The sequence below is a fragment of the Streptomyces sp. NPDC054757 genome (genome assembly GCF_053612185.1).
In genome coordinates, this window is sequence record NZ_JBSHBW010000015.1 from 103,212 (window position 1) to 120,866 (window position 17,655).

General features: G+C 71.3%; 14 protein-coding genes. 5 read left to right on the top strand and 9 right to left on the bottom strand.

The window, feature by feature from the left end; translation table 11 throughout:
• Positions 1–9: 9 nt before the first annotated feature.
• The 4 genes from ACWGKJ_RS19285 to ACWGKJ_RS19300 all read right to left on the bottom strand — a co-directional run bounded on the left by ACWGKJ_RS19285 (position 10) and on the right by ACWGKJ_RS19300 (position 4,991).
• A complete protein-coding gene (locus tag ACWGKJ_RS19285; protein WP_385022144.1) occupies positions 10–1,980 on the bottom strand; it encodes an APC family permease in 1,971 nt (656 codons plus the stop codon).
• A gap of 236 nt (positions 1,981–2,216) precedes the next feature.
• The gene (locus tag ACWGKJ_RS19290) at positions 2,217–3,359 is read right to left on the bottom strand and encodes a 3-deoxy-7-phosphoheptulonate synthase (RefSeq protein ID WP_385022148.1); all 1,143 of its coding nucleotides are present in this window, start codon (positions 3,357–3,359) and stop codon (positions 2,217–2,219) included.
• 344 nt (positions 3,360–3,703) lie between these two features.
• Entirely contained in the window at positions 3,704–4,705 is a 1,002-nt protein-coding gene (locus ACWGKJ_RS19295) for an MsnO8 family LLM class oxidoreductase (RefSeq protein WP_385022151.1), read from the bottom strand.
• Positions 4,706–4,775: 70 nt separating this feature from the next.
• On the bottom strand, positions 4,776–4,991 hold the full coding sequence (locus ACWGKJ_RS19300; RefSeq protein ID WP_385033672.1) for a dodecin: 216 nt from the start codon (positions 4,989–4,991) through the stop codon (positions 4,776–4,778).
• Between the two features lie 242 nt (positions 4,992–5,233).
• Between ACWGKJ_RS19300 and ACWGKJ_RS19305 the strand changes: the two genes are divergently transcribed.
• Positions 5,234–6,484 (top strand): extracellular solute-binding protein, encoded by a 1,251-nt coding sequence (locus tag ACWGKJ_RS19305; RefSeq protein WP_453315776.1) that lies wholly within the window; start codon positions 5,234–5,236, stop codon positions 6,482–6,484.
• Here the strand turns inward: ACWGKJ_RS19305 and egtD are convergent.
• The 4 genes from egtD to egtA are packed head-to-tail and all read right to left on the bottom strand — an operon-like array spanning position 6,459 to position 10,751.
• The gene (gene egtD, locus ACWGKJ_RS19310) at positions 6,459–7,430 is read right to left on the bottom strand and encodes an L-histidine N(alpha)-methyltransferase (RefSeq protein WP_385033666.1); all 972 of its coding nucleotides are present in this window, start codon (positions 7,428–7,430) and stop codon (positions 6,459–6,461) included. The genes ACWGKJ_RS19305 and egtD overlap by 26 nt on opposite strands.
• A complete protein-coding gene (gene egtC, locus ACWGKJ_RS19315; protein WP_385033663.1) occupies positions 7,427–8,200 on the bottom strand; it encodes an ergothioneine biosynthesis protein EgtC in 774 nt (257 codons plus the stop codon). Before egtC ends, egtD begins: the two co-directional genes overlap by 4 nt.
• Entirely contained in the window at positions 8,200–9,501 is a 1,302-nt protein-coding gene (gene egtB, locus ACWGKJ_RS19320; protein WP_385033660.1) for an ergothioneine biosynthesis protein EgtB, read from the bottom strand. The genes egtC and egtB overlap by 1 nt, the downstream gene beginning before the upstream one ends.
• Entirely contained in the window at positions 9,498–10,751 is a 1,254-nt protein-coding gene (gene egtA / locus ACWGKJ_RS19325; protein WP_385033657.1) for an ergothioneine biosynthesis glutamate--cysteine ligase EgtA, read from the bottom strand. Before egtA ends, egtB begins: the two co-directional genes overlap by 4 nt.
• 319 nt (positions 10,752–11,070) lie before the next feature.
• On the opposite strand from egtA, the gene ACWGKJ_RS19330 reads away from it, so the two are divergent.
• Both ACWGKJ_RS19330 and ACWGKJ_RS19335 read left to right on the top strand, forming a co-directional pair.
• Positions 11,071–12,150 carry a glycosyl hydrolase family 18 protein gene (locus ACWGKJ_RS19330; RefSeq protein WP_385033655.1) on the top strand — a complete coding sequence of 360 codons (1,080 nt, stop codon included), beginning with the start codon at positions 11,071–11,073 and terminating at the stop codon, positions 12,148–12,150.
• Positions 12,151–12,257: 107 nt separating this feature from the next.
• The gene (locus tag ACWGKJ_RS19335; protein WP_453315772.1) at positions 12,258–13,442 is read left to right on the top strand and encodes a thiolase family protein; all 1,185 of its coding nucleotides are present in this window, start codon (positions 12,258–12,260) and stop codon (positions 13,440–13,442) included.
• Between the two features lie 217 nt (positions 13,443–13,659).
• Here ACWGKJ_RS19335 and trxA read toward each other — a convergent pair whose 3' ends face one another.
• Positions 13,660–14,031 (bottom strand): thioredoxin, encoded by a 372-nt coding sequence (trxA, locus tag ACWGKJ_RS19340; RefSeq protein WP_385033322.1) that lies wholly within the window; start codon positions 14,029–14,031, stop codon positions 13,660–13,662.
• A gap of 117 nt (positions 14,032–14,148) precedes the next feature.
• Between trxA and ACWGKJ_RS19345 the strand changes: the two genes are divergently transcribed.
• Both ACWGKJ_RS19345 and ACWGKJ_RS19350 read left to right on the top strand, forming a co-directional pair.
• Complete coding sequence (locus ACWGKJ_RS19345; protein WP_385033325.1) at positions 14,149–15,582, top strand: dihydrolipoyl dehydrogenase family protein; 1,434 nt, start codon at positions 14,149–14,151, stop codon at positions 15,580–15,582.
• Positions 15,583–16,767: 1,185 nt separating this feature from the next.
• Positions 16,768–17,559 (top strand): MTAP family purine nucleoside phosphorylase, encoded by a 792-nt coding sequence (locus tag ACWGKJ_RS19350; protein ID WP_385033328.1) that lies wholly within the window; start codon positions 16,768–16,770, stop codon positions 17,557–17,559.
• Positions 17,560–17,655 lie beyond the last annotated feature (96 nt).

The following is a 17,655-nucleotide window of genomic DNA, read 5'->3' on the forward strand; positions in this document are numbered from 1 at the left end:
CCCACGGAGTCAGCCGACGTGCACCCGGGGCCGCCGGTCCGGATCGGGCTCCGCACGGCGCAGCACCTCACGCGTCACCGGGGCCACCTCGCCGTGGCCGAAGACCAGGAAGCGCAGCAGATGGCCGACCGGGCTGCCCTCCGTCCAGTTGAAGTACGCGTGCGGCACCCGGCCGGTGCGGTCCCTCAGCTGGAGGAGCACCGCGGCGATGGTGTTGGGCACGCCCGGCCCGGCCACCCGCAGGACCCGCGCCCCGTACCGTTCCTCACCCCGTACCGGCATGCTCACTGTGAAGTCGGACGAGTCCTGCACGGTGACTTCGAGGAAGAGCACCGGGCTGCCTCCGGGGATATGGGTCTCCTCGCGCTGGCTGCCCTCCTTCGCGCGGTACTCGGCGGCGTTGCGTTCGTGGGGTTCGCTGGCGATGACGCGCAGCGGTCCCGACCGGGCGGCCACGTCCACCAGCCGGGCCGCGGTGTCGTCGAACGTGACGTCCGTGGCGCGCAGTTCGAATGCGCGGTGCACCCGGGAGGCGAACGAGGTCAGCAGGATGCCGATGATGAAGAGCAGGGCGATCTTCAGCCCGTCGGGGCGTTCGATCACATTGGTGACCAGGGTGTAGGCGAAGACCGCGGTGATCAGACCGAACCCGGCGGCGGCCCGCCGGCGCCCCCGGTGCAGGACCGCGACGGTCGACGCGAAGGACGCGGAGAGCATCAGGACCAGCACCCCGGTGGCGTACGCGCCGCTCTGCTTGTCGACGTTCGCGTCGAACCGCCAGGTGACGAAGAAGGCGATGGCCACGAAGATGAGGACGAGCGGGCGGACGGCGCGCGCCCACTCCGGCGCCATCCCGTAACGCGGCAGATAGCGCGGTACGAGATTGAGCAGCCCGGCGAGCGCCGATGCGCCCGCGAACCAGAGGATCGCGATCGTGGAGACGTCGTACACCGTCCCGAAGGCCTCGCCGAGATATTCGTGCGCCAGATAGGCGAGCGCCCGCCCGTTGGCCCGCCCTCCGGCCTTGAACTCGGCCGGAGGGATGAGGAGGGTGGTGGCCAGGCTGGAGACCAGCAGGAACCCGCTCATGATCAGCGCGGCGGTGGTGAGGAGCCTGCGGGTGTCCCTGATCCGTCCGGTGGGGCTGGCCCAGGTGTCCGTGGCGGCCCCCTTGATCTGGGGCATGACGGCGACACCGGTCTCGAATCCGGACATGCCGAGCGCGAGCTTGGGAAAGACCAGCAGCGCCACACCGATCATCGCGAACGGCGAGGAGTGCGCGGCCCGCGCGGCCCGCCACCAGTCGCTCACGTCCACGGGGTGGTGGGCCACGTTCCACACCGAGTCGGCGAGGACGATCAGGTTGAGCCCCAGATAGATCCCCACGAGGACGACCGCGATGCCGATCGCTTCTCTGAAGCCCTTGAGGAAGATCGCTCCGAGACCGGAGACCAGCCCCAGGGTGATCCAGAGACCGGCGCCCCGGAGCCAGTGTGGTGCGAACGGGTTCTCCACCACATGGGCGGAGGCATCCGCGGCCGACAGAGTGATGGTGATCATGAAGTCGGTCGCCGCGAAGCCCAGCAGGACGAGGACGAAGAGCTTCCCCGCCCACCAGGGCAGCAGCCGCTCCAGCATGGCGATCGAGCCCTCGCCGTGCGGGCTCTCGCGGGCCACCCGCCGGTACACCGGAAGCGCGCCGCCGAGGGTCAGGGCGAGCAGTACCAGGGTGGCGAGCGGGGAGAGCAGACCGGCGGCCAGCGCGGCGATGCCCGGCTGATAGCCGAGCGTGGAGAAGTAGTCCACACCGGTGAGGCACATCACCCGCCACCAGGGATGCCCCTTGTTCTCGGCGGGTGGTGTGCCGTGCGGACCGGGGTGCCGCGCCGACTGCTCGGTCAGACCTTCCAGCAGCCACGCCCGCCAGCGCGCCGTGGGGCGCGCTGGCTGCGGCTGCGGCGGGGCCTGACTGCCGGTCATGCGGAGCCCCTGTCGCCTGCGGTCGGTGGGTCGGTGGGTCGGTGGGTTGGTGGAGCGGTGGGTCGGTGAACCGGTGGACCGGTCGATCCGCATAGATCCGTGGTCCCTGGCTCAGCGGTCCGCGCGGCTACGGTCTGCGGTCCGCGCGGCTCCCCGGTCCGCGGGTGACACGGCGGACGACCCGCCCGCGCGGCCCGAAGGCGGCGGTGTCCCTCACATCGTCACCCGGTCCGCCGCTACGGGCGAGCGCGCCGCCGCACCACGGCCGCCGCGAGTTCGCCGATCAGCCGCTCGGTCTCCTCCCAGCCGATACAGGCATCGGTGACGCTCCGGCCGTACGTCAGGGTGGAGAGCGGGCCCGGTTCCTGGCGGCCCGCCAGCAGGAAGCTCTCCATCATCAGCCCCGCGATGCCCTGCTCGCCCGCTGCCACCCGGCCGGCGATCTCCCGTACGACCTCCGCCTGGCGCGCCGGGTCCTTGCCGCTGTTGGCGTGGCTGGCGTCGATGATCAGACGGCCCGGCATCCCCGCCCCCTCCAGCAGGGAGAGCGCGTCGCCGACCTCCCGCGGGCCGTAGTTGGGGCCGCCGCGGCCACCGCGCAGGATCACATGGCAGTCGGGGTTGCCGGACGTGGAGACGACCGAGCCGTGGCCTTCGCCGTCGACCCCGAAGAACACATGGCTGCCGGCCGCCGCCCGGCAGCCGTCGACCGCCGCCTGGACATCGCCGTCCGTCGCGTTCTTGAACCCGACCGGCATCGACACCCCGGACGCGAGCTGGCGGTGCACCTGGCTCTCCGGTGTCCGGGCGCCGATCGCGCCCCAGCTCACCGCGTCCGCGATGTACTGCGGGCCGTTGGGCTCCAGGAACTCGCAGCCGACCGGGAGCCCGGTACCGAGCACGTCCAGCAGCACCCGGCGGGCCGTGCGCAGCCCTCGCTCCACGTCGTAGGTGCCGTCCAGGCCGGGATCGTTGATGAGCCCCTTCCACCCGAGGGTCGTCCTCGGCTTCTCGAAGTAGACGCGCATGACGACGCAGAGCTCACCGCTCAGGGGCGCGGCGGCCGCCGCGAGCCGGCGGGCGTAGTCCAGGGCCGCCGCCGGATCGTGGACGGAGCAGGGGCCGACGACGAGGAGGAGTCTGTCGTCCTCCCCGGCGAGTACGGACCGCACGGCCCGCCTGCTGTCGCGGACCAGGGCCATGCGCTCGGCGTCCAGGGGGAGTTCGTCCCGCAGGGCCGACGGTGCGACGAGGCGCTGGAAGCCGGTGACCCGCAGGTCACCGGTGTCCGGCGGGGCACTGGCGGACGCGCCGGTGGTGCCGGGTGCGCGGGTGGCGTCGCCGGTGATGGCGGACGCGCCGTCCGTGGAGGTGTTCATGGGGGCTTCCCGTTCTGCTGCGGCGGGAGGCCGTGTGCGTGGAGTGCACGCCGTCCGGTACCAGCCCGCCTGTACGACGAAAGGCAGAGACGGTGCGTCTCTGCCTTGCTGGCTCCGGGTGATCGGTCGGTCAGCGCAGGTGACCTCCGGCTCCACCCGGAGCCGGCTCATAGCGCTGATACCAACGGATCACTGACATGGGGAGACCGTAGCAGAACCGCGCCGGTACCCGGACGAGCGGCCTCCGCTTGTTGGGCGGTCCGGTTGTAGGGCGGTCCGGGAGATGTCCGGCCGCCGTACCGGCCCACGGACCGGCCGGTACGGAACGCGGGCCCGTGGCCGGCTCAGCCGGTGATCCGGGCCAGCCGCCGGTAGGAGTCGAGCAGCGCCGTACGGTCGTACGTACTGGTCGTGACCAGGAACTCGTCGGCCCCGCTGCGGCCCAGCACCTTCTCCAGACCGTCCGCCACCTCCTCCTCGGTGCCGTGCAGCTGACCGCGCTGCGCCTCTTCGAAGAGGCTCCGCTCCCGTGCGGTCATCGTCAGGCCGGCGATCCGCTCCGCGGGGACAAGGGGCGGGAAGGCGCCATGGGTCCGTGAGTAGGCCGTGGACCAGGCCTCGGGCAGCAGGATCCGGCGGGCCTCATCGGTGGTCGGCGCCACGGCGACGGTGCCCGAGAGCACGACGTACGGGCGCTCGCCCCAGGCCGAGGGCCGGAACGACTCCCGGTAGCCGTCCACGGCCCGCAGCATCTCGTCCTCACCACGCACGGCGGCGATCACCAGCGGCAGCCCGGCCGCGGCCGCCACCCGGGCCCCGGCGCCGGTGGCCAGCACGAAGGCGGGCAGCCGCAGCCCCTCCGCCGGACGGGCGTGGACCTGCGGGTGCGCCGTCTGATCGCCCGAGAAGTACCCCAGCAGCTCCGCCAGCTGGGCGGCGAAGTCCTCGGCGTCCTGTCTGCCGTGTCCCAGCGCCCTGCGGATGCCGTCGGTGAACCCGACCGACCGGCCCAGGCCCATGTCGATCCGGCCGGGGAAGAGCGCTTCGAGCACCCCGAACTGCTCGGCGACGACCAGCGGCCGGTGGTTGGGCAGCATCACCCCGCCGGTCCCCACGCGGATCGTCGACGTGGCGGCGGCGACGGCTGCGGCGAGCACGGTGGGCGCCGAGCCCGCGACCCCCGGCACGCTGTGGTGCTCCGAGACCCAGAACCGGTGGTATCCCAGCGCCTCGGCCTGCTGCGCGAAACGCACGGTGTCGCGCAGGGCCTCGGAGCCGTCGCGCCCCTCACGGGTGCGGGAGCGGTCCAGTACGGAGAACGGTGTCGAGGAGATCGCAGAGCTCACCACAGGTTCAACGCCCGTGCCGGGCGCGCATTCCCCCGGCGGCCGCGTCCCGTCGGGGGAATGCGGCGGGTCACCCCTCGTCCTCCAGCCGGAAGCCGACCTTCAGGCCGACCTGGTAGTGCTCGACCTGCCCGTCCACGATCTGCCCGCGGACCTGGGTGACCTCGAACCAGTCGAGTCCCCTGAGTGTGCTGGACGCGCGCCCCAGGCCGTTGCGGATGGCCTGGTCCACGCCCTCGTGCGAGGTGCCGACGATCTCCGTCACCCGGTAGGTGTGCTCCGACATGACCCGCTCCTTTCGTCGCCTCCTTCCACGGTGCCGTACGGAGCCGGACTCCGCGCGGCGCCCGCCCGGTCCGGGCGATCGCCGGAAGCCGCCCGGTCCCGGAGGCCCCAGGCTTGACCCGGGGGATTGGTCTGTACCAAAATTCAGCCAACCCGTTCAAGCCGTCCGCGCTTCCCCCACGTCGGGTCATGAACTGCCGTGTCCTTACGACAGAGGTGACCTCCGTGAAGAACCACCCCGGCCTGCGCTGCGCCGCCCTGCTCGCCGCCACCGCACTCGCCGCGACCGCGCTCACCGGCTGCGGATATCTGCCGGGTACGGGGGACAGCACCACCACCGTCACGGTGTGGCTGATGAAGGGAAGCGCGTCGGACGGATTCGTCCAGCGTTTCACCCGCGCGTACGAGAAGGAGCACAAGGACACCAGGCTCGACGTCCGGATCCAGGAGTGGGGCGGAATCGGCGCCAAGGTCACGGCCGCCCTGCGGTCCGGCAACGGCCCCGACCTGATCGAGGTCGGCAACACCCAGGTCGCGATGTACGCGGAGAGCGGCGGGCTGCGCGACCTCACCCTGGAATCGGTCCGGGACCTCGGCAGCAAGGACTGGCTGCCCGGTCTCGCCGATCCCGGCAGCATCAACGGAGCCCAGTACGGGGTCCCCTGGTACGCGGCCAACCGGGTCGTCATCTACAACAAGGACCTGTTCAGGCAAGCCGGGATCACCGGGGTGCCGAAGACGCGTACGCAGTGGATCAAGGACACCGAGGAGCTCAACAGCGGCGACCGGCAAGGCATCTACCTCGCCGGACAGGACTGGTACACCCTCTCGGGATTCATCTGGGACGAGGGCGGGGAGCTGGCCGAGGAGTCCGGCGGCAATTTCACCGGCGCCATCGACAGCCCGGCCGCGATCAGGGGCATGGACTTCTACAAGGAGCTCCAGAGCCTCGGCAAGGGGCCCAAGAACGCGGACGAGGCCCACCCGCAGCAGGCCGATGTGTTCGCGCGCGGTGACGTGGCGCAGATGATCGCAGTGCCCGGAACGGCGCAGACCATCCTCAAGGAGAACCCCCGGCTCAAGGGCAAGCTCGGCTTCTTCCCGATCCCCGGCAAGACGGCGGCCAGGCCGTCGGCCGTCTTCACCGGCGGCTCCGACCTGATCATCCCGGACAAGGCCCGCCACGGCGACGCGGCTGTCGGGGTCGTCGAGGCCCTGGCCGGACGCGAGTGGCAGACCGAGCTGGCCAGGACCATGAGCTACGTCCCCAACAAGACCACGCTCGCGGGTGTGGTCAAGGGCGAGGAGGGGACGGCCGCGATGGCCGCGGGCGCGGCACGCGGCCGTGCCACCCCGAACTCGCCGCGCTGGGCGGCGGTCGAGGCAGACAACCCGATCAAGCCCTATATGACGGAGGTGCTCACCGGACAGGACCCGCACGAGGCCGCGAAGAAGGCCTCGAAGCAGCTCACGGGCGAACTGGTGGACCGCTGAGCGACAGCGCGAACTGCCCGCCGGAATCCGTCCACCAGTGGCGCAGCGGCATGCCCGCGGCGGCCAGTTCGCTCCGCACCCGCTCCTCGCGGAACTTCGCCGACACCTCCGTCCGCATCTCCTCGCCCGCGGTGAACGGCACCGCCAGATCCAGCTCGGGGATCTTCACGGTGAACGCCCGGCGCGCCCGCAGCCGCATCTCGATCCACTCGTTCTCGCGGTCCCAGACGGCGACATGGTCGAAGGCGTCCGGATCGAAGTCGGCCCCCAGCTCCCGGTCGATGACGCTCAGCACGTTCTTGTTGAAGGCGGCGGTGACACCGGCCGCGTCGTCGTACGCCGGGACCAGGACGCTCTCGTCCTTGACCAGGTCGGTGCCGAGCAGCAGCTGGTCGCCCGGTTCGAGCAGGCTCCGTACGGAGCGCAGGAACGCGCCCCGTTCGGGCGGCAGCAGATTCCCGATGGTGCCGCCCAGGAAGACGACGAGCCGGGGGCCCGGGGCCGCCGGCAGCGCCAGTTCGCGGGTGAAGTCCGCGATCAGCGCGTGCACGGTGAGCCCCGGCCGCTCGGCGAGCAGCGCATCGGCCGCCGCGGTGAGCGCGCTCCCGCTCACATCCACCGGGATGTACGCCTCAAGGGCGGGCAGCGCGTCGAGCAGATGCCGGGTCTTCTCGGACGAGCCCGACCCGAGTTCGATCAGGGTGCGCGCCCCGGTGGCCTCCGCGATGTCGCCCGCGCGGGCGAGCAGGATCTCCCGCTCGGCCCTGGTCGGGTAGTACTCGGGCAGCGCGGTGATCTCCTCGAAGAGCTCACTGCCCCGGGCGTCGTAGAACCACTTGGGCGGCAGGGTCTTGGGCGTACCGGTCAGCCCCTGGCGCACGTCCGCGCGCAGTGCGGCGTCCGTCGCGTCCTCGGGCAGGGTGCGGGTCAGCTGGAAGGGACTCACGCCGTGTGCTCCTTGAGGGGGGTCAGCTGGACATCGGTGCGGCTCGCCACGAGCAGGGTGCGGTCGGGGACCTCGCGCCAGCCCGGTGCGTCGTCGTACGGCTCAGAGGCGACGACCGTACGGCGGGACGCCCCGGTGGCGGCGCCGGGCTCCGTGCGATACCAGAGGGTGTCGCCCCAGGCCGTGGCGGCGATGGCGGCGCCGTCGGTCATCAGCAGATTGAGCCGCGAGCCGGGCGCGGCCGCCGCGAGGTCGGTGACCGTGTCGGCGAGCGCCTGGCCGGGCGGGTCGCCCTCCCGCAGCCGGTGCAGGACGAGCGCCCAGATCAGCGCGGAGTCGCAGCGGGCCGCCATCCCGAGCAGTTCGGCGGCCGGGAGCGTGGCGGCGAGCGGTGCCGCGCTCACCGGCCAGCCGGTGAGCGCCCCGTTGTGGCTGAACAGCCAGGGCCCCGCGGCGAACGGCGCCGCCGCGGCCTCGCCGTCCGCGCCCGCCTCGGTGGCGTCACGGACCGCGGCCAGGACCGCCCCGCTGCGTACGACCCGCGCCAGATCGGTGAAGGAGAGATCGGACCAGATCGGTCCTGCGCGCCGGTAGCGTGCGGGCACCGGGTCGCCTTCGGCGTACCAGCCGACACCGAACCCGTCGGCGTTGACCGTCCCGTGCCGCTGTCTGCGCGGCTCCCAGGACTGGCGCACCAGCGAGTGCCGGGGCCGCACCAGCACGTCGCCGAGCGGCTCCGGCGGCCCCAGGACAGCGATATGACGGCACATCAGGCATCCCTCGCGGTCCGGAACCCGGCGAAGATCTGACGGCGCACCGGCAGGTCCCAGTTGCGGAAGGTCGCCCGGCAGGCGACCTCGCCGACGGAGAACGCGCCGCCGCGCAGCACCTTGTGGTCCGGGCCGAAGAACACCTCCGAGTACTCGCGGTAGGGGAAGGCGGCGAACCCCGGATAGGGCAGGAAGTCGCTGGACGTCCACTCCCATACATCGCCGATCAACTGCCGTACACCCAGAGGGGATTCACCCTCCGGATAGCTGCCGGCCGGAGCGGGCCCGAGATGGCGCTGCCCCAGGTTGGCACGTTCCGGTGTGGGGTCCTGGTCGCCCCAGGGGTAGCGGTACGAGCGGCCGGTCGCCGGGTCGTGGCGTGCGGCCTTCTCCCACTCCTCCTCGGACGGCAGCCGCCGCCCCGCCCAGCGGGCATAGGCGTCCGCCTCGTACCAGCTCACATGGAGCACCGGCTCGTCTGGCGCCACGGGCTCCACGGCGCCGAAGCGGCGGCGCAGCCACTGGCCGCCCTCCCGGTGCCAGAACAGCGGCGCGGACAGCTCGTGTCCGCGGACCAGGTCCCAGCCCTTCTCCGTCCACCAGCGCTCGTCGCGGTATCCGCCGTCCTCGATGAACCGCAGGAACGCGCCATTGATCACCGGGGCGGTGTCGATGCGGAAGGCCGGCACGAGCCGCTGGTGCGCGGGGCGTTCGTTGTCCAGCGCCCAGGGCTCGTCCGAAGTGCCCATGGTGAACGGGCCTGCGGGGACCAGGACTTCGTCCGGCAGGCCGGTGCTGTCGGTGCGCGGCGGCGCGGGGGCGGTCAGCGCGGTGGGGCCGCTGCGCAGCTGGTGGGTGATGAGCATCGTCTCGTCGTGCTGCTGCTCGTGCTGGGCGATCATGCCGAAGGCGAATCCGGCGTCGACCAGCGGCCGGCCTTGCAGCGGGGCGCTCTCCAGTACGTCGATGACCCGGCCCCGTACGTCCGATGCGTAGCGGCGTGCCTCGGCGGGCTGGAGCAGCGGCAGCGAAGGACGGGTGGCCCTCGGGTGCTCGAAGGCGTCGTAGACCGAGTCGATCTCCGGGCGCATCGCCTCGCGTCCCGCGACGGCCCGCAGGAGCCACTGCTCCTCCTGGTTGGAGATATGAGCCAGATCCCAGACGAGGGGGGACATCAACGGCGAGTGCTGCGCGATGAGTTCGCTGTCCTCGACACAGTCCGTCAGCGCGCTGGTCCGGCTGCGCGCCGCGGTGAGCGCGTCGAGCGCGCTGCGGCGCACGGCGGTGGGGTCGGCGGTCATGAGCGGTGATCCTTCCCGTGGTCGGGATCGAGCAGATCGTCCGCGGGGCACCTGCCCCGCGCGACATAGCGGTCGGCGAAGGCGGCGACCGCGTCCCGTACGGCGGTGGAGGCCCCGAGCCGGGGGAGCGCCTCCTGCGCGGCGGCGAAGCAGAGCGCCGCCGCCGCGCGCAGCTCCGGATCGGCGAGACCGGTCCGCGCCGCGGTCTCCCAGAGCGGATTGCGCGGCGCCGGTGACCTGCCTGCGGTCTCCGCGAGGGGTTTGACGGCGCGGTACACGGTCTCGGCCGCGGCCGGGTCGTCGAAGAGGGCGGCGGTCACCGCGAGCGGCACCGTCCAGCCGTGCTCACCGGACTGTGCGTCGATCATGCGCAGTTCGAGATGGCCGCGCGGCCGTACAGGAGGGAAGAGCGTGGTCAGGTGGTAGTCCAGATCCTCCCGGGTCGGCGGCCTGGGCAGCCCGGTGCGCAGCCACTGCCGGAAGGAAAGGTCATCGGGCACCGGCCACGGCCCCGCATCGGCGCGGATGCACATCACCGGAGCATCCAGCACATGCGCGGCCCAGGCCGCCCGGGGCTCCGGCCCTTCGCCGGGCGCCAGTGAGCGCACCGGGTCGAGATCGGCCCACTGGGACTGCCGGGTGGAGAGCCAGCCGGTGGTACGGCGCTGGCGGTGCGGCGAGTTGGCGAACGCGGCCACCAGCACCGCGCCCAGCAGATGCGCGAGCTTCCAGCGCCTGCCGTAGCCCAGCGGACCCGGCTCGGCGTGCCCCGCGTCCAGGCAGACCTGGATGGAGGCCGAACCGCACATCATCGAGCGGCCGGCTGTCCCGTGCCGGTCGAGATACGTCTCCATCGCGTCGTAGCGCGGTTCGCGCAGCAGCCTGCGCGGCGGATGCCAGGGGTCCTGTCCGAGGCCGGTGAGCACCAGCCCCTCACCGCGCAGCGCCGCACGCACCGCGGCCAGGTCGGCCGAGACCGAGTCGACGCACTCGGTCAGTGACGCGGCGGGCTGCGAGCTGAGCTCCAGTTGCCCGCCGGGTTCGAAGGTGAGCGCGGAGACGAGCGGCAGGGCGCGCACCACCGTCTGCGCCTGCCCGATCCGGTCCTCGGAGACCGGCGAATCGGGGCGGTGCACATCGTGCACGAGCCATTCGAGTTCGACACCGACCGTACGGGGCGGTCCGGTCTTGAAGCAGATACATCGGAGCAGGTGCTCCGCGTCCACCTCGGTCAGCAGCGGCATGGTCATGATCGGCTCCTCGTGGTGAAGATACCTTCAGCCCTTGTCGGGTGCCTTTCGGAAAGCGCTCCGTACCACCTAAGCCACTGCACCCGCCGGGCACAAGAGCGCCCCGGGCGGCCCGGATCGCCGCGGCCCGCGGGGGATTTTCCAGGGCCTCGTCCGGCGGGGCCGCATCCGCCGTACGCGGCTCGGCCGGACGAGGCGAGTCCGTCATGAGCCGGGCCGGCCGCTGTCGTCACCCTGATACGCCGTCATCCGGGTCATCGAGGACCTGGACGGACCAGCCCGCGGGGCGGGACCCTGTAACCGGCGCCACCCTCTGCCCATGATCACTGCGCGTGCCTCCCGCACGGCCCGTTCGGCGACGGGCCTCGTCTGCGCCCTCGCCCTGGCGCTCCCCACGACCGCGGCCGCCGCGAGCCCGCACGCTTCTCCGGACACCGGCGGCCCCCACCGCACCGCTTCGGCCTGGCTGCCCTACTGGGACCAGGAGGCCGGTTACCAGGACGCCCTGCGCCACGCCGGTCAGCTGCACACCGTCAGCCCCTTCTGGTACAAGGCCGCGGCGGCGGACCGTACCGAAGGGCACCCCGGCGCGGGCGACACCCGCATCATCGGCGGACTGCACAGGGCCGGGATCAAGGTCGTCCCCACGGTCATGGACATGGACACCATGAAGGCAGGGGAACTGGCGGACATCCTCACCACACCCGCCCTGCGCGCCGCGCACACCGCCGCCCTGGTCCGGCTCGCCCGCGGCCACGGCTACGACGGCATCGACCTCGACTACGAGACGATCACCACCACCCCCACCGCGCGGTACCGGAGAGTGCGCTCCGCCTACGCGGCCTTCGTCACCGGCCTCTGCGCGAAGCTGCACGCCGTGCGGAAGCAGTGCGTCGTCACCGTCTCGCCCCAGACGGCCAGCACGGGCCGTATCTGGGACTACGCGGCGATCGGCCGGGCCGCCGACCGGATGCGCATCATGGCGTACGACCTGCACTGGTCAGGCGGCCCGCCGGGACCGCTCTCCAGCACGGCCTGGTACGACGAGATCCTGCGCCGGGCGACCGCACTGGTCCCCGCCGCCAAGATCGAGACGGCGCTGCCCGGTTACGGCTGGGACTGGCCGGCCGACGGCAGCCGGGCGGCCCGGCACGTGACCTGGAAGCAGGCGGAGGCGCTGCGCCGCAAGGTGGGCGCGCCCTACGCCCTCGACCCGGATTCGGGCACCCCGCACTTCACGTACCGGGACGGGAAGGAGCTCAGGACCGTCTGGTACCAGGACGCGCGGGGGGCTGCCGTGCAGCTGGCCGCCGTGCGCAGGTACGGGGTGCGCGGCACCTCGCTCTGGGCACTCGGCTTCGAGGACCCGGGCCTCTGGAAGGTGTTCGCGGGGCAGTGAGCGCCAACGGGCGTTGACAGGGCGGGAAGGCGGACAGAGACTCGGGCGGTAACCCGTCTTGAACGATCGTTCACCTGGCGAACGACCGGGTGGCTGGGAGTGGTCCGATGAGCATCCGCGACGTCTACATCGTCGACGCAGTCCGCACCCCGGTCGGGAAGTTCGCGGGGGCACTGGCCGGGGTGCGCCCCGACGACCTTGCGGCCCACGTGGTCAGGTCGCTCGTGGAACGCGCGCCGGACCTCGACCCCTCCCGTATCGACGACGTGTACTTCGGTGACGCCAACGGCGCGGGCGAGGACAACCGCGATGTGGCCAGAATGGCCGTGCTGCTGGCGGGGCTTCCGGTCTCCGTCCCCGGCGTCACCGTCAACCGGCTCTGCGGCTCCGGACTCGAAGCCGTCATCCAGGCCGCCCGCGCCATCGCGGTGGGCGACGCGTCGGTGGCCGTCGCGGGCGGGGTCGAGTCGATGTCGAGGGCCCCCTGGGTGCTGCAGAAACCCGAACGGGCCTTTCCGGCCGGGCACCAGCAGTTGCACTCCACGACGCTCGGCTGGCGGATGACCAACCCGCGGATGCCGGACGAGTGGACCGTCCCGCTCGGTGAGGGCGCCGAACTCATCGCCGACAAGCACGGCATCACCCGGGAGCAGCAGGACGCCTTCGCGCTGGCCAGCCACGCCAAGGCGGCCGCGGCCTGGAACGCGGGCCGCTACGAGGCGGAGGTCGTCCCGTACGAGGGCACCGACCTCGTACGGGACGAGTGCGTTCGCGCCGGGTCCAGCATGGAGGCGCTCGCCCGGCTCAAGCCGGCCTTCCGCACGGACGGCACCGTCACGGCGGGCAACGCGTCGCCGCTCAACGACGGTGCTGCCGCCCTGCTGCTGGTCGACGACGAGGGGCTGCGCGCCACCGGCCGGGAACCGCTCGCGCGCATCCGCGCGTCCGCGGTGACCGGTGTCGAGCCGCAGCTCTTCGGACTCGGCCCGGTCGAGGCGGTCCGCCGGGCCCTCGCCAAGGCGGACAGGGGATTCGGCGACCTCACCACCTTCGAGCTGAACGAGGCGTTCGCCGCCCAGTCGCTCGGCTGTCTGGCCGCCTGGCCGGAACTCGACCCGTCCGTCGTGAACCCGCTCGGCGGCGCCCTCGCGATCGGCCACCCGCTCGGCGCGTCGGGGGCCCGGATCGCCGGGTCGGTCGCACACCAGCTGGCCGCTGCGGGCTCGGGCACCGGCCTCGCGGCCCTGTGCATCGGCGTCGGCCAGGGGCTCGCGCTCGTACTCGAACGCTGAGCCTGCGCCGAGAGGCGCAGACGGCGCCGGGCGGGGCGAGGCACGGAGGGCGCCGGGCGGGGCGAGGCACGGAGGGCGCCGGGCGGGGCGAAGCGCAGACGGCGCCGGGCGGGACGAGGCACGGACGGCGTCAGGAGGAGCGAGCCACGGACGGCGTCGGGCCCGGGTTCCACCGGAACCCGGGCCCGACCAGTCCTTCCGACCGGGACGAGAGGCGTTACGCCTCGTTCTCCTTGGCGTCCTCCACCGACTTGCGGACCTCGTCCATGTCCAGTGCGCGGGCCTGCCCGATCACATCCTCCAGAGCGGCCTCCGGCAGAGCGCCGGGCTGCGAGAAGACCGCGACGTTGTCACGGACGATCATCAGGGTCGGGATGGAAGTGATCTCGAAGGCCGAGGCCAGTTCCTGCTGGGCCTCCGTGTCGACCTTCGCGAAGACGAGATCGTCGTGCCGCTCGGACGCGCCCTCGTAGACCGGGGCGAACTGACGGCACGGTCCGCACCAAGAAGCCCAGAAGTCGATCAGGATGAAGTCGTTCTCGGTCACGACGTCGTCGAAGTTTTCCTTCGTGAGCTCGACCGTGCTCATGCTGTGCCCGCCTTTCGTGGCTGACCGGTGTGTTCGCCCGCGTCAACCGTGATGTTCACTGTCGTATTCCGACTGCCCATGTGGCCGCACGCCACACCCCGTACCAGACTGGCTCCCATGACCGATGGCATGGAGAACACGGTGTACGACGTGGTAGTACTCGGAGCGGGCCCGGTCGGCGAGAACGTGGCGGACCGCGCCCGTGCCGGAGGCCTGAGCGCGGCGGTGGTCGAGAGCGAGCTGGTCGGCGGCGAGTGCTCGTACTGGGCATGCATGCCGAGCAAGGCCCTGCTGCGTCCGGTGACGGCGCGCGCCGACGCCCGCAGGGTCCCCGGGCTGCGCGGGGCGGTGCAGGGGCCCCTCGACGTGGCGGAGGTACTCGCCCACCGGGACGAGTACACCTCGCACTGGAAGGACGAGGGCCAGGTCAGCTGGTTGGAGAGCGTCGGGGTGGACCTCTACCGCGGCCAGGGGCGGCTGACCGGCCGCAGGACGGTCTCGGTGACGGGTCCCGGGGGCGAGCAGCGGCAGCTGACCGCACGGCACGCCGTCGCCGTGTGCACGGGGACCCGCGCCGTCGTCCCCGACATTCCCGGACTGGCCGCCGCCCGGCCCTGGACCAGCCGCGAGGCCACCAGCGCCCGCGCCGTGCCGGGACGGCTGGTGATCGTCGGCGGGGGAGTGGTGGCCACCGAGATGGCCACCGTCTGGCAGGCACTCGGCTCACGCGTGACGATGCTGGTACGCGGCGGCGGGCTGCTGCCGAGGATGGAGCCGTTCGCCGGCGAGCTGGTCGCATCGGCCCTCGGGGAGGCCGGGGCGGACATCCGGTTCCACACGTCCGCCGTCTCGGTCGAGCGCGGTGACGGGCCGGTGGCCGTGGACCTGGAGGACGGCGGGCGGATCGAGGCCGACGAGATCCTCGTCGCGACCGGCCGCGCCCCTCGCACCGATGACATCGGCCTGGACACGGTGGGGCTGGACGCGGGCTCCTGGCTGTCCGTGGACGACAGCTGCCGGGTCGATGGCACCGACTGGCTCTACGCCGTCGGAGACGTCAACCACCGGGCCCTGCTGACCCACCAGGGCAAGTACCAGGCCCGTATCGCGGGCGCCGCGATCACCGCACGCGCCCAGGGCGTCCCCCTGCTCGAAACCGACCGCTGGGGCGCCCACGCCGCGACCGCCGACCACGCTGCGGTCTCCCAGGTGGTCTTCACGGACCCGGAGGCGGCGTCCGCGGGACTCACACTCGCCGAGGCGGAGAGCGCCGGGTACCGGGTCAGGGCGGTGGACTACGACATGGCGGGCGTCGCGGGAGCCGGGCTCTACGCCGATGGGTACAAGGGCCAGGCCCGTATGGTCGTCGACCTCGACCGCGAGGTACTCGTCGGCGCCACGTTCGTGGGCCCCGCCGTCAGCGAACTGCTCCACTCGGCGTCGGTGGCGATCGCCGGGGAGGTGCCCATCGAACGGCTGTGGCACGCGGTCCCGGCGTATCCGACGATCAGCGAGGTGTGGCTGCGGCTGCTTGAGACGTATCGGGGTTAGGGGCGTGCAGATCTTTGACCTGTCTCCATGCGGGAAAGCCGTGGGTGCCGACCCGAACCGGCTCGGCCCCCGGCTCCCACTCGCTCTGGTGGCCGGGAGTTCGTTCGTTGAGTAGCGGAACCGTACGAGCCGCCGCCGATCGCTGCATCTGGTTGGTGATCACCGCCCACAGCCGACTCCGCCTCGCCCCTTGTCCGGATGGCGGATCCGGCCCCCACGCGGGCATGAACTGCACGAGGCCCTCAGTCGGCCGTCACAGTTCTCTGGGGCCTCGTGTCCCGAACGAGCTGATCCTCGCTGTTTGAAGGCGGCCTTGAGGGGCGCATGCGGACGAAGAGGCTGGTGGGGTGTCGGCCGACTGGTCGTATCTCCGTCAGCACGATCAGAAGCATGCTTGCCAAGCACTGGTCATCCAGTACCTCTTGGTGAGATCGCTGAAGTGCGGTCCGCGCTGTAGTGCGGACCGCCAGAGCAGCGGTATGCGCCTCATGGCGGCCGTAACCAAGGTGACGCCGCAGGTGAGGGAGTGCGTGCCTGGGAACGCGGCCTGTCCGGCCCGTGTTTGATGGCTGTCCATTCGGGGATGCGGTTGCGGTCCCCTGGACGGTCCTGCTGTCCCCGGTCCGATCATGCGGGGGAACCAGGTGCGGTGCGTGGATCCTCTACACGGATCAAACGTCAACATGGCCTATCCAGCCATGAGAGACCACTCTCCCTGTGGAGACTCCCGCAACTACGGGCCGGCGCTTGCTGACAGCCGGCAACCCTGCGAGCAGGGAAAACGCTTACTGCGGGAGTCGTCCGGTCTCGTACGGATGAGGCGGCAATGAAACATTGGTGCAGTTACCAAGCGGGTGTTTGACGCGGCTTAAAATCGCATGCCTTTGAGTGGCTAAATCTTGCTAGCGTGATCCGGGTCGATTATTGAAGCGACATGCGGCGCTCAGTGACGGCGAGTTTCCGCCACTGGGTGATGACAGGTCCGCTGGCCCATGCGCGTACGAGGGGGCCCGAATTGTGCGCGAGAAAGTAATCACGTCGGGAAACACACCTTCGTAGTCCGCTGCCGAGGCTCCGGAATTCCTCAATATCCGGTGCTATGACGCGCTGCTTTGCCTGCATCCTGCCGGATTCTCCGGCGGATCACTCGTGCACTCGTTCAAGTCATCTCTAGGAGCGAAGAATATGGCCGAGCTTGCTATCGTCGGAAGCCAGGATGTCGATGCCCGCGAATGGCTCGACAACGCCAGGGAAGTCCAACTGCCGACGCGCGACAGTTCGGTGAAGGCAACTGTCGGAACGCTGAACGGGTATGAGTTGATCGTGATGCCCCGCAACAGTTCCGGGCGGCCGGTTCCTCCGCACGCGATTGACTACCGGGCCAACATGGACGCCTTGTCCCGGGCCGGCGTTCGGATGGTGCTCACTACCGCCATGGTCGGCACGCTACGGCACTCGCTCCCGACCGGGAGCATGCTCGTCCTGGACCAGTTCATCGACTTCACGAGGGACCGGCAGTTCACGTTCTTCGAGGACGACCGGTTCGGCTTCGCCGACATGACCGAGCCGTACTGCCCGAACCTTCGCGCCCACATGATTCGTGCAGGAAAAGCCCTGGGTATGCACATAGCCCCGCAGGGCTGCTGCGTGTGTGTTCCTGGGCCGCGGTTCGAAACCCGGGCCGAGGTAAGGATGTTCGCGCAGCTCGGCGGTGACGTCATCGGCCACACCAACGGGACCGACTGCATCATGGCGCGCGAGGCCGGCATGTGTTTCGCGACCTTCGCCGGCGTCATCACGCTGGGTGCCGGCCTGTCGGACCATGACATGAATGCCCACGACTGGCACGAGCCGCGCAGGCAACATGCCGCCCGCTTCAGGCAGATCGTGGGCGAGATGACCCGGTCGCTGTGCGACGGCGGCTCCGAAGCCCATGTCGACTGCCGATGCGCGACGGCTGCGCCGATCGAGAAGTAGCCCTGAGCCAGTCGATCGGTCAGGAACTGTCCCAGGGCCTGGAGTAACGGCTCCAGGCCCTGCCCGGCCCGTTGGTGAATTTCATGCACAAGGAAT